This window comes from Bacteroidota bacterium (genome assembly GCA_016195025.1).
Classification (GTDB): domain Bacteria; phylum Bacteroidota; class Bacteroidia; order Palsa-948; family Palsa-948; genus Palsa-948.
Window position 1 is genome coordinate 13,898 of record JACQAL010000018.1, and the last position, 14,768, is coordinate 28,665.

Below are 14,768 nucleotides of genomic sequence, written 5' to 3' on the forward strand. Positions count from 1 at the left end.
TTTCTTTTGTTTTCATTCGTATATTCGTCCCCATTCGTAATTCGTAGGCGATGCAGTTTGAAGTAACAGAAGATTTCCTCGATAAAATTTCCACCGCCATTAATGAAAATAACATTAAGTGGCTCGAGAAGAATCTGAAAAAACTTCAGCCGGCAGATATTGCCGGAATCCTGAACGAACTTAATCTCGAAGACGGAAAAAAACTTTTTAATTTTCTTGAAGATAAAATTGCTGCCGATGCGCTCATCGAAATGGAAGACGATAAGCGCGAGCGCTTTCTCGATTCGCTCACTTCCGCGCAGATTGCCGACCACATTGACCATCTTCCTTCCGATGAAGCCGCAGATGTAATTTCAGAACTTTCCGACAAGCAGCAGGACGAAGTGCTGCGCGAACTGGAAAAAGAAGACAAAGCGCAGGCGAGCGATATTGTTGACCTGCTGAAATACGAAGAAGGAACTGCGGGCGCGCTCATGGCGAAAGAATTAATCCGCGTGCACGTGAATCAAACCGTGTGGGAATGTGTTCGCGAAATGCGCAGGCAGGCGGAAAAGATTGATAACATTTACGCGGTGTATGCAGTGGACGATGACGATAAACTTCTTGGAATTCTCTCGCTGAAAAAATTGATCACCACTCCGCTGCGCACAAAAATCACCGATGCATACAATCCGAATGTAATTTCCGTTCGCACCGATACTCCTTCGGAAGAAGTGGCGAACATTATGAAGAAATATGATTTCGTGGTGCTGCCGGTGATAGATAATCTCGGAAGATTATTGGGAAGAATTACGGTGGACGATGTGATGGATGTGATGAGCGAAGAAGCCACCGAAGACGCGCAGAAAATGGGAGGTATGCAGGCGCTCGAGGATCCATACATGAGCACTTCTGTTTTCCAGATGCTGAAAAAACGTGCGGGCTGGCTGGTGGTTCTTTTCATAGGAGAAAGTTTCACCGCCACCGCAATGAGTTTTTTTGAAAACCAGATTGCTAAAGCCGTAGTCCTCGCGCTTTTTGTCCCGCTGATTATTTCAAGCGGAGGAAATACCGGCTCGCAGGCATCTTCGCTTATCATACGCGCCATGGCATTGGGAGAAGTTTCTATAAAAGAATGGTGGAGAATTGTGAGAAAAGAAATTAAAACAGGAATACTACTTGGAATTATTCTGGGTGTAATTGGATTTCTAAGAGTGGCAATCTGGTCAGCATTCATAGATATTTACGGGCCGCACTGGATGCTGGTAGGAATTGCAGTTGGAATCTCTTTAATTGGTGTTGTGCTCTGGGGAAATTTAGTTGGCTCTACCTTTCCAATTTTTCTGAAACGCATCGGACTCGATCCTGCCGTTTCATCGGCTCCGTTTGTTGCAACATTTGTAGATGTAACAGGATTAATTATTTATTTCACGGTCGCGTCCATCATTCTTGGCGGAATTCTCCTATGAAAATTCTTTTCATTGATTCCGCTCATCCTTCCCTGAAAAAAGAATTGGAGAGAAATAATTTTATTTGCGAGGAAGATTTCACTTCTTCCAAATCAGAAATCGAAAAAAAAATTTCTTCCTATCAGGGAATAATTCTTCGCAGTCGTTTTGATATTGACAAAAAATTTATTGACGCCACAACAAATCTCAAATTCATTGCAAGAGTAGGCGCAGGCATGGAACACATTGATGTTGCTTATGCCGAACGAAAAGGAATCAAATGCCTATCCTCTCCCGAAGGAAACAGCAATGCAGTTGCGGAACATGCGCTCGGAATGTTGTTGAGTTTGCTGAATAATATTTGCAAAGCAAACAATGAAGTGAAAGAAGGAAAATGGATTCGTGAAGGAAATAGAGGAGCAGAACTCGAAGGAAAAACAATTGGCATTTACGGTTATGGAAATACAGGAAGTGCATTTGCAAAACTGCTGTGCGGGTTTGATGTAAAAATTCTTGCCTACGATAAATACAAAAAGGAATATGGAGATAAGGGAAATAATGGAATAGGGAAAATAAAAGAAGCAAACCCTAAAGAAATTTTTTCACAAGCCGATGTGTTGAGTTTGCATTTGCCATTGACCGATGAAACAAAATTTCTGGTGAATGATTCTTTCATTAACAAATTCAAAAAAAATATTTATCTCATCAATACTTCCCGCGGGCAAATTGTAAAAACCGATGACCTTGTGAGAAATCTCAGGAGCGGAAAAATTTTAGGAGCATGTCTGGATGTAATAGAATATGAGGAATCTTCCTTTGAAGGCATTAAATCCGCAATCCGCAATCCGCAATCTGCAATATGGAACTATTTAATTTCATCTCCAAAGGTAATCCTCTCTCCTCACATTGCCGGATGGAGTATTGAATCAAGTGAAAAGATGGCGAAGATTCTCGCGGAGAAAATAATTGCTATCTCAAAATAAGCAGCCGGTTCGAATCGAGTTTAATAAAAATAAAAAGCAGAATTGTAAACGCCCACAGCGAAGAGCCGCCATAGCTGAAAAAAGGAAGAGGAATTCCAATCACAGGCGCAAGCCCGATGGTCATTCCCACATTTATGGTCACGTGAAAAAATAAAATGGAGGCAACCCCGTATCCGAAAATCCGGCTGAAGGAAGAGCGCTGCCGTTCCGCCACAAAAATTATTCGCAGTATCAGCGCAAGAAATAAAAGAAGAATAAATAAACTTCCGAGAAATCCCCATTCTTCTCCCACCGTACAAAAAATAAAATCGGTGCTTTGCTCGGGAACAAAATCATATTTGGTTTGCGTGCCCTGCAAAAATCCTTTTCCGGAAAAACCTCCTGAGCCAATGGCAATCAAACTTTGGTTCACATTGTAACCCGCTTTCTTTTTTAAATCTTTATCCACATCTTTCCCCAAAAAAACATTGATGCGGGTTTTCTGATGTGGTTTCATCTTGCTGAAAGCATAATCCACTCCAAACACTGCTCCTGAAGCAGCAATCAGAAGGGCAAAAATTCCCAGTAAGAATCTGCGCGCCCTTTTTTTATTTCTCGAGTTCATCCATACCACAAATGAGATAATGGCTGCAATCAATGCCAATAAAATCACAAGTACCACTTTATTCACCAGTAATGCTGAAATGAGAAGTAGTGTTGTAAAAAATCCTCCGAGCAAAAGATTTCCTGAAAAACCTTCACGGAACAAAACGAAAATGAATGCAACATACACCAGCGCGGTGCCTGCTTCTTTTTCCATAACAATTATTCCGGCAGGAAGAAGAATGAGTACGAACGCAAAAAGTTTTGTCTGCAGGCGTTCAATCTTTGTATCCATCGAACTTAAATATTTAGCGAGCGCAAGCGCCACCGCAAACTTTCCGAATTCTGCCGGTTGAAAAGCAAAATCTCCAAAGCGAAACCATGAATGGCTTCCTGAAATTTCTCTTCCTAAAAAAATTACTGCCACTAATAAAATTCCCACAGCGATATAAATCGGGTAGGGGAATGCGGTGTAAAAGTTTGCGTCAATGATGAGAACAACCACTGCAATAATGAGTGCGCCTGTAATCCATAGTAATTGCTTTCCATATTTCTGTGAGATGTCGAAAATATTTTTATGCTCCTCGTTGTAAACAGCCGCGTAAATATTCAGCCAGCCGAGAATGACAAGCGTAAGAAATAATCCAGCCATCACCCAGTCAATATTCGAAAAAATATTTTTCTGTTCTCTCATTAATAACCTTTTTGTTTTCCAATAATATTTGAATGAATAATATCTCCTTCAAGCATTTTCTTTTCAACATCCGGGCGTGAAATCGAATCAGTTAAATATTTTTCAATCATTAAACTCGCAATGGGTGCCGCCCACGATGCTCCCCATCCTCCGTTTTCAACTGTGACTGCAATTGCAATCTTGGGATTTTCTTTCGGAGCGAACGCAATGAACAGAGAATGGTCTTTTAACTGAACCACTTTTCCGTTAATCACTCTTTTGTTTTCTGCCGTTCCCGTTTTTGCGCAGTAATCTATTCCGGGAATCTGAGAAGCCGCTGCTGTTCCGTGCTTCACCACTTCATTCATTCCTTCAATCACCACGTTATAATACGCAGTATCCGTCACCATCGCAAAATGTTTTTCTCTGAAGCGCGCAAGCAGTGAGTCATTCGAGTTTTTTCCGATTGCTTTTACGGTGTGCGGTATGTAATAAAATCCTTTATTCGCAATGATGCAAACCACATTCGCGTTTTGAATCGGAGTGATTCCAAGTTCGCCCTGCCCTATGGCGAGAGAAATAATTGTGGAAGTATGCCAGCGATGCTCTCCAAAAACTTTATTGTAATGCGCAATGGTGGGAAGTGAGCCGCGAAGTTCATTCGGAATATCGGTGTTCAGATGCGAACCGATTCCGAAACTCGTTACGTAATCCCGCCACACAGAAAAAACATCTTCCATCTTTTTATATTTTTTATTGTCCATCACCACGCGAAACACATTGCAGAAATAGGTGTTGCACGAATGCTGAATGGCGGGCTGCAAATCAAGCGTGCCGTGATGCGCATCGCATTTCAGCGGACGCGCTCCGCCATAATTATATCCTCCTGCACAGAAAAAAGAAGATGACTTGGATAAAACTTTTTCATTCTGCCCGACAAGTGACATCACTAATTTAAAAGTTGAACCGGGCGGATACGAAGCCATGAGCGCGCGGTTGAACAGCGGCTTGAGCGAATCCTGCTGGAGTATTCTGAAATTTTGCGGAAGCGTGCTGCCGATGAGAAGATTCGGGTCGTATGCGGGGCTTGAAACAAATGCGAGAATTTCTCCGGTGCTCGGTTCAATCGCAACAATGCTTCCGATTTTATTTTGCATCAACTTCTCTCCGTATTCCTGAAGTTGCGCGTCAATGGTGCACACAATATCTTTTCCGGCAACGGCAATCGTATCGTAAATTCCATTCATGTAACTTCCCTGCCTGCGGTTGTGCACGTCCACCACTTCAATGTGCGTGCCTTTGATTCCGCGCAACGGAATTTCATACGCCTTTTCCATTCCGCTCACGCCAATGTAATCGCCATTCTTGTAATAGTCGCTTGTGTCCGTCATCTCGGGAGAAACTTCACCCACATATCCGAGTAAATGCCCGGCAATCGGCTGCGGATATTTTCGCAGCGTGCGCGGCTGGAGAAAAAATCCCGGGAACTTGAAAAGTTTTTCCTGCAGAATGGCGGAATGTTCCACCGAAATTTCTTTTTCAAACACACTTTCTTTCAGAGGAGAATTTGGCGCCTGAATTGCTTTGAGCATTCTTCGCAAAAAAGTTTCGCGGTCAATTCCAATCGTCCTGCAAAAATCAAGCGTGTCGAAACTTGTTTCGCGCGAAGCGTCTTTCACTTGTTTCGGAATCACCATTAAATCATACGCGGCTTGATTATAAACCAATCGTTTTCCTTTTCGGTCGAAAATATTTCCGCGTGCGGGATAATCGGTCATGTAGCGGAATGCCTGGTTGCGCGCAGTGAGTTTATATTGGTCGTCAATCAACTGGATGTAAAAAAGCCGCGCGAGAAAAATTAAAATGATGGATGAAAAAATCGCGATGATGACATATTTTCGGTCGGAATAGTGAGCGCTCATATTTTTATTCGTTCATCCTAAATATAAGCATTTTAATTTTTATGTCCGAGTTTTCGTGAAGAAAAACTGGCTGACGAAAATTAATGTGAGCGTAAAAACAGAACTGAGAATCACTCGGAAAAATGTGTGAAAGAATCCGGAAAAGTGAAACGCTTCGAGATAAAATAAAAAGAAATGATGAATGAGCACAAGAATTCCTGCATAGGAAAAAAACCATCCGAACCCGAATTGCTGAACGGTGGGATGCTGCGTGGGTTCGTAGCCCTCGCGCGGAGAAATTATTTTGAGAAGCGGTTTGCGCGCAAACGCCATGAACACCGAAGCGGCAGCGTGCATTCCTCCCGTATCGGAAAACATATCAATGCTGAGCCCGAGCGCGAATGAGAGCACGAGCACCAGCCAGTCGGGAGTTTGAAACGGAAGCATGAGAATGAAAAGCACATAGAGAAAGGGATTGAGATAACCGCTGAGTTGAATGTGATTCAGGATTAAAACCTGGAACAAGACGAGAAAAATAAATCTCAAACTATTTCTTACAATCTCATTCATGCTGGGAAATTTTTTCGAGATTGGTTTGTTCTGCTTTCATTAAATTATTTACCACCGTTACATATTTCAGCCGGTTAAAGTCGGTAGATAATTTTATAGTCACATTGTAAAAAGTATTGCCGGCAATTTTTTCAAAGTCCTCTATGTAGCCGACCATAATTCCCTCAGGAAAAATAGAAGAGTAAGAACTAGTAATAATCGTATCGCCTTTTGCAATTTCAAGATGAGAAGGAATGCGTTCCATGTAGGCGTGCCATTCATCCACTCCATCCCAGGTAAGAATAGAATTTTCTCCGAACTTTTTTATGTTGACAGGAATGCGCGTACTCTCGTGAAGAACTGACATTACCGTGCAAAAGTTTTCCGAAACATCGCGCACAATTCCTACAATGCCATCGGGACTGATAACTCCCATTTCGGTTTTTACTCCTTGTGCTGAACCGATGTTCAGTGTTAAAAAATTTTTCCCCCGGTTGGTGGAATTGTTCACCACTTTGGCTGAGAGATACATGAATTGTTTCTTATGAAGAGAATCGTTTACAAATATTGGCGCTTTCAATTCATTTGAAAAAGATTCTCTCAGTTGATTTCTCAGCGTAATATTTTCTTCAGCAAGTTTTTTATTTTGCTCTTTCAAAGAAAAATATTCCGTAACTCCTGAATAGGCCTCATACATATTTCCTGCAATGGCATTGGATGAATTCAAAAAATGCGCGCGCTGAAAATGATTATTCTGAAAAACTAAAAAAAGAGAAAGCGATTCAAGAAAAAGAAAAAGCAGGATGTAATAATTTCGGGTGAGAAAGAGAATTAGATTTCGCATCGCATTCGATAATGAATTGCATTATCTGATCAGGAATGGAAATTTATCTGCATTCTTCAGTGCAATTCCTGTCCCGCGTGCAACCGCGCGAAGCGGGTCTTCCGCCACATGAACGGGAAGTTTTGTTTTCAGCGAAATGCGTTTATCAAGTCCGCGAAGCAAAGCGCCACCGCCTGTCAGATAAATTCCGGTTCTATAAATATCTGCTGCCAGCTCAGGCGGAGTGATTTCAAGCGCATTCAGAATTGCTTCTTCAATTTTCGAAATGGATTTATCCAATGAATGGGCGATTTCAGAATACGAAACAAAAATTTCTTTCGGCACGCCCGTCATCAAATCTCTTCCGTGAACGGGAAAATCGGGCGGAGGATTATCCAAATCGGGAATGGCTGCGCCCACTTCAATTTTTATTCTCTCGGCAGTACGCTCGCCCACTAAAATATTATGCTGCCTTCGCATGTAATCTTCTATATCGGCAGTGAGTTCATCGCCCGCAATGCGGATTGATTTGTCGCACACAATTCCACCCAGCGCAATAATTGCAATGTCGCTCGTTCCTCCGCCAATATCCACAATCATATTTCCCATTGGTTCTTCCACATCTATTCCGATTCCGAGCGCGGCCGCCATGGGTTCGTGAATGAGATAAACTTCTTTTCCTCCTGCGTGCTCGGCAGAATCTTTCACCGCGCGCTTTTCTACTTCGGTAATTCCGGAAGGAATGCAAATCACAAGTCGAAGCGAAGGAGCGAATAATCTTCTTCCGGGGTTAATCATTTTTATTAATCCGCGAATCATGTATTCGGCAGCATTGAAATCGGCAATCACTCCATCGCGCAGCGGGCGAATTGTTTTTATGTTCTCATGCGTTTTGCCGTGCATCTGCATTGCAAGTTTTCCGACTGCAATTACTTTTCCGGTGTTGCGTTCAATGGCAACGATGGAAGGTTCATCCACTACGACTCTGTCGTTATGGATGATGACTGTGTTTGCAGTGCCGAGGTCAATTGCTATTTCTTGCGTGAGGAAACTAAAAAATCCCATAGGGGTTACGAATTACAAAACTTGTTACTAATATAACGAATCTTTTTTTGGTTTCAAATGTCGCACTACTATTTTTATGTTCAGCGTGAACCTTTATTAGTTATTCACAAACTTTTTAACGTTAAAATTTTCTCAATGCTTGAAATGTCTTGTGCCTGTCATCACCATTGCCATACCATTCTTGTTGCAGAACTCGATGGAATCTTTATCCTTGATGGAACCGCCCGGCTGAACCACCGCTTTCACTCCTGCGTTGTAAGCAATCTCCACGCAATCGGGAAACGGGAAAAATGCATCGGAAGCCATCACTGCTCCCTTTAAATCAAAACCAAAACTTTTTGCTTTAATGATTGCCTGCTTGAGCGCATCTACGCGTGAAGTTTGCCCGACTCCGCTTGCCAGCAGTTGTTTGTTTTTCGCGAGCACAATTGTATTTGATTTTGTATGCTTCACAATTTTATTTGCGAAAACCAAATCGCTGAGTTCTTCTTTCGTGGGAGAAATTTTTGTAACCGTTTTCATTTCGGCTTCCGTTTCGGATTTGAAATCTCTGTCTTGTTCCAAATAACCGTTCAGCGTGGTGCGAATTAATTTTGAAGGAACTACAAATTCTTTTTGAAGAAGAATAATCCGGTTTTGCTTTTGCTTGAGAATGTTTAATGCCGTTTCATCGTAAGCGGGGGCAATTATTACTTCGAAGAAAAGTTTATTTATTTCCTGCGCTGTTGCTTCGTCCACTTTTGTATTTGCGATTAATATTCCTCCGAAAGCGGAAACCGAATCTCCTGCAAGTGCATCTTTCCACGCATCAATTAATTTTTTTCTGGAAGCAATTCCGCAGGCGTTATTGTGTTTGAGAATTGCAAAAGTTGTTTCTGAAAATTCCGCTATGAGATTTACGGCTGAATCAATGTCTAAAAGATTATTGTAGGAAAGTTCCTTTCCGTTGAGTTGCGAAAACATTTTTTCAAAATCGCCATAGAAAGTTCCTTTCTGATGTGGGTTTTCACCGTAGCGAAGCGATTTTATTTTGGAAGCGGAGCCATTCAGGTTTGGCATGGTTACTTTCAATTCCCCGCTGAAGTAGGAATAAATTGCAGTATCGTATTTCGAAGTGACTGCAAATGCTTTTGTCGCCAAATATTTTCTGTCTTCAAGCGAGGAAGTTCCCTTTTTCTCTTCAAGAATTTTTAACAGATAAGCATATTCATTTTTCGAAGGAACAATCACCACATCGTTAAAATTTTTCGCGCCCGCTCGGATGAGGGAGATTCCGCCAATGTCAATCTTCTCAATAATTTCTGTTTCGTCTTTTGTTTTCGCCACGGTTTCTTCGAACGGATATAAATCCACAATCACCAAATCTATTTCCGGAATTTTATATTCCAAGAGTTGTGAAGCATCTTCATTTTTTTCTCTGCGACTCAGAATGCCTCCGAAAATTTTCGGATGAAGTGTTTTCACTCGTCCGCCCAAAATGGAAGGATAAGAAGTCAGCGTTTCAACAGGCGTGACTTTCGCTCCGAGTTTTTCTATGAACTCCTGCGTTCCTCCCGTACTGAAAATAGTTACGCCAAGCTCGCCCAATTTTTTTACAATCGGTTCAAGATTGTCTTTATAAAAAACCGAGATGAGCGCACTTTTAATTTTTTTGTTCATGTGAGCAAAAGTAGAAGTTTCATCTGCTAATTTACGAATCTCTACCAATATACTAATTAACAGCTCATTCACTTTTTGCCAAGAGAAATTGAGTTTCATTAGTACATTTGCTTCATCCCGATTCATCGGGACGTACCAATTAGTATTTTAGTAGGCCATGTTATTCTTTACATTATTCAAAGAAAGTTTTCTTTTTGCCATTCAGGCGCTGGTGACAAATAAACTCCGGAGTTTTCTTTCGCTGCTTGGAATTACCATAGGAATTTTCGCCATCATTTCTGTTTTCACGATGACGGATTCGTTAGAGAAAAAACTTCGCGACAGCGTGAAATCGCTTGGCGATAATGTAATTTATATTCAGAAGTGGCCGTGGACTTTCGGTCCCGATTATCCCTGGTGGAAATATATTAATCGCCCGGTGCCAAACATTTCCGAACTCGAATCAGTGAAACGTGCGAGCGCGAAGGGCGATGCGTTTGCATTTGTGGTGAGCGCGAAAACCACCGCGAAATATAAAAACAGCAGCGTGGAAAATTCAGATGCACTTTGTGTTTCACATGAGTATAATCAAATCCGCTCGTTCGAAGTTGTGAGCGGAAGATATTTTTCTGAGAGCGAATCTTCGAGCGGAAGGCCGGTTTGCGTAATTGGAAACACTATTAAGGAAGGACTTTTTGAAAACGAAGACCCGATTGGAAAACAAATTAAAGTTCGCGACAGCAAACTCACGGTGATTGGCGTTTTGAAAAAAGAAGGCGAGAGCATGATTGGAAGCAACATTGACACGCACATTCTTGTGCCGATAAATTTTGCGCGCAACATAGTGGATTTACGCAGTGATAGGTTTGACCCGGTAATCATGGTGCGCGCGAAGCCGGGAATTCCAAATGATGAATTAATTGACGAACTCACCGGAATTATGCGCGCCATCCGTAAACTGAAACCGATTGCCGAAGATGATTTCGCCTTGAATCAAACTTCCATGCTTTCTAACAGGATTGGCGATTTATTTTCTGTAGTCGGAATTGCCGGATGGATTATTGGTGGATTTTCAATTCTCGTAGGAGGATTCGGAATTGCGAACATTATGTTTGTATCGGTGAGAGAAAGAACAAATCTTATCGGTATACAAAAATCACTTGGAGCAAAAAATTATTTTGTATTGCTGCAATTTCTGGCAGAGGCGGTGGTGCTTTCTATCATGGGTGGATTAATCGGACTTTTTTTTATTTACATCGGAACTTTTATTGTGGAAAAATTAATGGAGATGGAAGTAAACTTAACGCAGTCGAATATAATTCTCGGCTTAACAATCTCCGCTTTGATAGGAGTTGTATCAGGATTTGTTCCTGCGTACAACGCTTCGCAGTTGGATCCGGTGGAAGCAATACGTTCAAACTAAAATGGAAGCGATTAGAAAAAGACCAGTCATTCTCACTATCATCTGCATTCTCGGAATTCTCTGGAGTTTGCTGAATTTTATTTTTGTTTTTTCTCCATTCATCCGAAAAATTTCTGAAATGGCGCCTGCGATTTATGGAATCATTGTAGCGGTTCAATTTATTTCTTTCATCGGAACCTGGCACATGAAACGCTGGGGAGTACATCTTTTCATTGCGGCATTCTTCGCCAAAATAATTTTCTCCATTATGATTGACGATGTGAGTTATGTGGGAATTGTTTTCTCTGTTGCGTTTACAGTTTTCTTTTTGATTTTTTATAAGAGGATGGATGAGGAACTTTAAGATTTTATTTTTCTGAATATTTCCATTGCGCTTCCAATATTTTTTATTCCTTCAATCACGAGCGATAATTTTTCTTCTCCTTGTTTCATGGAACAAATTTTAGAATTGCTTTGAACAAAATTCAGAATTTTAGAAAATATTTCGCTCTGGTAAAATGGAGATTTCTGATTCGCAACGAAATTACCTATAAGTTTTCCATTCTTCAGAATTAATTTTTCAAAGCCAAGTTCCATTGCCAGCCAGCGCAGGCGCACAATGTTGATGAGTTGCTTCGTCTGTTCAGGAACTTCTCCGAAGCGGTCAATCAATTGCTTTTCAAAATTCATTAAATCATTTTCGGTTTTGCTGTTATCCAATTGCTGATAAAGCGAAACACGCTCCGCAATGTTTTCAACGTACTCATCAGGAATTAAAATGGAAAGGTCGGTTTCGATTTGGCAATCTCTTATAAATGGTTGATGGTTGATGGTTGATGGTTGATGGTTTTTTCCATCATCCATCATACCTCGTCCATCGAACATTTCATCTTTCAATTCAGCCATCGCCTCATCCAAAATTTTCTGGTACATCTCATAGCCGATTTCAGTAATGAATCCGCTTTGCTCTGCGCCTAATAAATTTCCTGCTCCGCGAATATCCAAATCACGCATAGCGACATTGAAGCCGCTTCCCAAATCAGAAAATTCCTCGATGGCGCGCAATCTTTTTTTTGCTTCGTTGGTTAAAGTTGAAAATGGTGGTGTGAGCAAATAGCAAAATGCTTTTTTGTTTGAACGGCCAACTCTTCCGCGCAGTTGATACAAATCACTTAAGCCGTAATTCTGCGCGTCATTAATGATAATTGTATTCGCATTCGGAATATCAAGACCGGATTCAATAATCGTTGTGCAAACCAATACATCATATTCTCCTTCGATAAAACTCATCATAGATTTTTCCAGCGCTTCACCTTTTAATTGCCCATGCGCGACAAGAATTTTCGCTTTCGGACAAAGCCGTTGAATCATTTCTGCAAATCTTCCTATGGTTTGCACGCGATTGTGGACGAAAAATATTTGTCCGCCACGCTGAATTTCATAGTCAATTGCTTCCTTAATAATTTTTTCGTTGAACTGCTGAACTTCCGTTTGAACGTGATAGCGATTCGGTGGCGGAGTATTAATGACAGACATATCGCGCGCACCCATCATAGAAAATTGCAGCGTGCGCGGAATGGGAGTTGCGGTGAGCGTGAGAGTATCCACATTTGCTTTCAGAAGTTTCAATTTATCTTTTGCGCCAACGCCAAATTTTTGTTCTTCATCCACAACTAGCAAGCCGAGGTCTTTGAACTTTACATCTTTTCCCAGCAAGCGATGTGTGCCGATGATAATATCTGTTTTTCCTTCGGAAAGTTTTTTCAAAGATTCTTTTTGGTCTTTTGTTGATTTGAAACGGTTGATGTAATCTACGTTCACCGGCAATCCTTTCATCCGTTCAGAAAAAGTTTTGTAATGCTGAAGTGCGAGAATAGTTGTGGGAACTAAAATTGCAGTTTGCTTGCTATCGCATGCAGCTTTGAACGAAGCGCGAATGGCAACTTCCGTTTTTCCGAAACCAACATCTCCGCAAACCAATCTGTCCATAGGAGATTCATTTTCCATATCGCGCTTCACATCGTTGGTGGATTTCAATTGGTCGGGTGTATCTTCATAGATAAAACTTGCTTCGAGTTCGTTCTGCAAATAATTATCTGGAGAAAAAGCAAAACCTTTTTTTGATTTTCGCTCCGCATAAAGTTTTACCAAATCGAAAGCAAGCTCTTTGATTTTTCTTTTTGTTCTGTTCTTTAAACTCGTCCACGTATTCGAGCCGAGTTTATCTAATTTCGGAACTTCACTTTCTTTTCCTCCATACCGCGCAATCTGGTGAAGCGAATGAATGCTTATATATAAGGTATCGTTATCCTTGTACACAAGGCGAATTGCTTCCTGTTCTTTTCCGCCAACCAGAATTTTTTCCAGCCCGCCAAACCGCCCGATTCCGTAATCAATGTGCGTGACAAAATCTCCCGGCTGAAGCAACTTCAGCATTTTCAGCGTGAGCGCTTCGCTTTTTTTATAGCCGGAACTTTTTATTTTATATCGGTGATAACGCCCGAAAATCTGATGGTCGGTGTAGCAGGAAATTTTTTTATCGTGGTCAATGAACCCTTCGTGCAGTCCGCCTAAATTTTCTGTGAAAGGAAGTTCTTTTATTTCGCTCGCCTTCGAAGGAAAAATACTTTCATAAATTTCCCGAAGGCGTTCCATCTGTTTTGCATTATCAAACAGAATGAGATTTGAATAACCGTCTGACTTTTGTTTTTTGAGATTTTCAAAAAGCAAATCAAAGTTTTTATTGAAAGTTGGCTGTGGAGAAAAAGAAAAGTTGGCAGAAGCAGTTGCAGTTGTCAGTGAAGAGCCAGAAAATTCAACTACAGGAACTTTTTCAAATTCTTTTTTTATTTCTTCAGCAGAAAGAAAAACATTTTTTTCTCCTGAAATATTTTTTAATCCTTCTTCAATCGAATGAATTGTATTTTGAATATTGTCAATCCATAAATACAAATCATTTTTTGATTCAAGAATATAATCTATAAGTGAAGTTGACCTCCCCTCTGCTAATTTTTCCTGTATGTTTGGTAGAATAGAAGCGCGTTCTAAATTTTGAAGTGAAAGTTGATTTGAAATGTCAAATGTTCGGATGGATTCAATTTCATCACCTGAAAGTTCAATGCGGAACGGCTCATTGTTTGCAAAAGAAAAAATATCCACAATTCCCCCGCGAACGGAAAATTGTCCGGGCTCAACAACATAATCGCTTCGTTCAAATCCATATTCATTCAGCAAATCAGTTAAGAATGATAAAGAAATTTTTTCTCCTTTAATAATATCAATCGAATTTTTTTCCAAATGTTCTCTTGAAATTACTTTTTCGGCAATTGCCTCTGAATAGGAAACAATAATTAAAGATTCATTGGTGCGAATCGCATTCAAAATTTCTGCACGCAGTTGAATGGAAGAAGTATCTTGTTCTTCAGCGCTGAATTTTTTTTTGAAAGAAGAGGGGAAAAATAAAGTTGGTCGGGATTTCAAATCCCGACCAGCGAATGATTCCAAATCGTTTAGTAAATAAGCCGCTTCTTCTTTATCCTGTAGAATTACAAAATGAACTCCGGATTTATTTTCTGCAACTGCACGAATAATTAATGAAAGCGAAGAGCCGGCAATGTCTTTTGCCGAAACATTTTTTTTCTCTTCTAAAAATTTTGAAATAGACAACACCCTTTCATCTCCGAAATAATTTTTCAGAACGAATGAAAGATTCAATGCAGGTTCCA

At 40.7% G+C, this 14,768-nt stretch carries 11 protein-coding genes; 4 read left to right on the plus strand and 7 right to left on the minus strand.

Annotated features, from left to right (window positions below):
- Positions 1–50: 50 nt before the first annotated feature.
- Both mgtE and HY063_03615 read left to right on the plus strand, forming a co-directional pair.
- Positions 51–1,448 carry a magnesium transporter gene (mgtE, locus tag HY063_03610; protein ID MBI3500859.1) on the plus strand — a complete coding sequence of 466 codons (1,398 nt, stop codon included), beginning with the start codon at positions 51–53 and terminating at the stop codon, positions 1,446–1,448.
- The gene (locus tag HY063_03615; GenBank protein MBI3500860.1) at positions 1,445–2,410 is read left to right on the plus strand and encodes a hydroxyacid dehydrogenase; all 966 of its coding nucleotides are present in this window, start codon (positions 1,445–1,447) and stop codon (positions 2,408–2,410) included. Before mgtE ends, HY063_03615 begins: the two co-directional genes overlap by 4 nt.
- On the opposite strand, the gene rodA is transcribed toward HY063_03615, so the two are convergent.
- The 6 genes from rodA to purH all read right to left on the minus strand — a co-directional run bounded on the left by rodA (position 2,397) and on the right by purH (position 9,662).
- The gene (gene rodA, locus HY063_03620) at positions 2,397–3,686 is read right to left on the minus strand and encodes a rod shape-determining protein RodA (protein ID MBI3500861.1); all 1,290 of its coding nucleotides are present in this window, start codon (positions 3,684–3,686) and stop codon (positions 2,397–2,399) included. The genes HY063_03615 and rodA overlap by 14 nt on opposite strands.
- On the minus strand, positions 3,686–5,587 hold the full coding sequence (mrdA, locus tag HY063_03625) for a penicillin-binding protein 2 (GenBank protein ID MBI3500862.1): 1,902 nt from the start codon (positions 5,585–5,587) through the stop codon (positions 3,686–3,688). The genes rodA and mrdA overlap by 1 nt, the downstream gene beginning before the upstream one ends.
- A gap of 39 nt (positions 5,588–5,626) precedes the next feature.
- The gene (locus HY063_03630) at positions 5,627–6,136 is read right to left on the minus strand and encodes a rod shape-determining protein MreD (protein MBI3500863.1); all 510 of its coding nucleotides are present in this window, start codon (positions 6,134–6,136) and stop codon (positions 5,627–5,629) included.
- Entirely contained in the window at positions 6,129–6,959 is an 831-nt protein-coding gene (mreC, locus tag HY063_03635) for a rod shape-determining protein MreC (GenBank protein MBI3500864.1), read from the minus strand. The genes HY063_03630 and mreC overlap by 8 nt, the downstream gene beginning before the upstream one ends.
- A gap of 21 nt (positions 6,960–6,980) precedes the next feature.
- Entirely contained in the window at positions 6,981–8,003 is a 1,023-nt protein-coding gene (locus HY063_03640) for a rod shape-determining protein (GenBank protein MBI3500865.1), read from the minus strand.
- Between the two features lie 132 nt (positions 8,004–8,135).
- Positions 8,136–9,662 carry a bifunctional phosphoribosylaminoimidazolecarboxamide formyltransferase/IMP cyclohydrolase gene (gene purH, locus HY063_03645; GenBank protein ID MBI3500866.1) on the minus strand — a complete coding sequence of 509 codons (1,527 nt, stop codon included), beginning with the start codon at positions 9,660–9,662 and terminating at the stop codon, positions 8,136–8,138.
- 157 nt (positions 9,663–9,819) lie between these two features.
- On the opposite strand from purH, the gene HY063_03650 reads away from it, so the two are divergent.
- Together HY063_03650 and HY063_03655 are read left to right on the plus strand one after the other, a co-directional pair.
- Positions 9,820–11,064, plus strand: a complete 1,245-nt coding sequence (locus HY063_03650) for an ABC transporter permease (GenBank protein ID MBI3500867.1) — start codon at positions 9,820–9,822, stop codon at positions 11,062–11,064.
- Position 11,065: 1 nt separating this feature from the next.
- Positions 11,066–11,407 (plus strand): hypothetical protein, encoded by a 342-nt coding sequence (locus tag HY063_03655; protein MBI3500868.1) that lies wholly within the window; start codon positions 11,066–11,068, stop codon positions 11,405–11,407.
- Here HY063_03655 and mfd read toward each other — a convergent pair.
- Positions 11,404–14,757, minus strand: a complete 3,354-nt coding sequence (mfd, locus tag HY063_03660) for a transcription-repair coupling factor (protein MBI3500869.1) — start codon at positions 14,755–14,757, stop codon at positions 11,404–11,406. The genes HY063_03655 and mfd overlap by 4 nt on opposite strands.
- Between the last annotated feature and the right edge of the window lie 11 nt (positions 14,758–14,768).

What these genes read in the sequence shown, in the direction of transcription:
- mgtE (MBI3500859.1), top strand. Translation starts at nt 51, where the DNA reads ATGCAGTTTGAAGTAACAGAAGATTTCCTCGATAAAATTTCCACCGCC.
- HY063_03615 (MBI3500860.1), top strand. Translation starts at nt 1,445, where the DNA reads ATGAAAATTCTTTTCATTGATTCCGCTCATCCTTCCCTGAAAAAAGAA.
- rodA (MBI3500861.1), bottom strand. Translation starts at nt 3,686, where the DNA reads ATGAGAGAACAGAAAAATATTTTTTCGAATATTGACTGGGTGATGGCT.
- mrdA (MBI3500862.1), bottom strand. Translation starts at nt 5,587, where the DNA reads ATGAGCGCTCACTATTCCGACCGAAAATATGTCATCATCGCGATTTTT.
- HY063_03630 (MBI3500863.1), bottom strand. Translation starts at nt 6,136, where the DNA reads ATGAATGAGATTGTAAGAAATAGTTTGAGATTTATTTTTCTCGTCTTG.
- mreC (MBI3500864.1), bottom strand. Translation starts at nt 6,959, where the DNA reads ATGCGAAATCTAATTCTCTTTCTCACCCGAAATTATTACATCCTGCTT.
- HY063_03640 (MBI3500865.1), bottom strand. Translation starts at nt 8,003, where the DNA reads ATGGGATTTTTTAGTTTCCTCACGCAAGAAATAGCAATTGACCTCGGC.
- purH (MBI3500866.1), bottom strand. Translation starts at nt 9,662, where the DNA reads ATGAACAAAAAAATTAAAAGTGCGCTCATCTCGGTTTTTTATAAAGAC.
- HY063_03650 (MBI3500867.1), top strand. Translation starts at nt 9,820, where the DNA reads ATGTTATTCTTTACATTATTCAAAGAAAGTTTTCTTTTTGCCATTCAG.
- HY063_03655 (MBI3500868.1), top strand. Translation starts at nt 11,066, where the DNA reads ATGGAAGCGATTAGAAAAAGACCAGTCATTCTCACTATCATCTGCATT.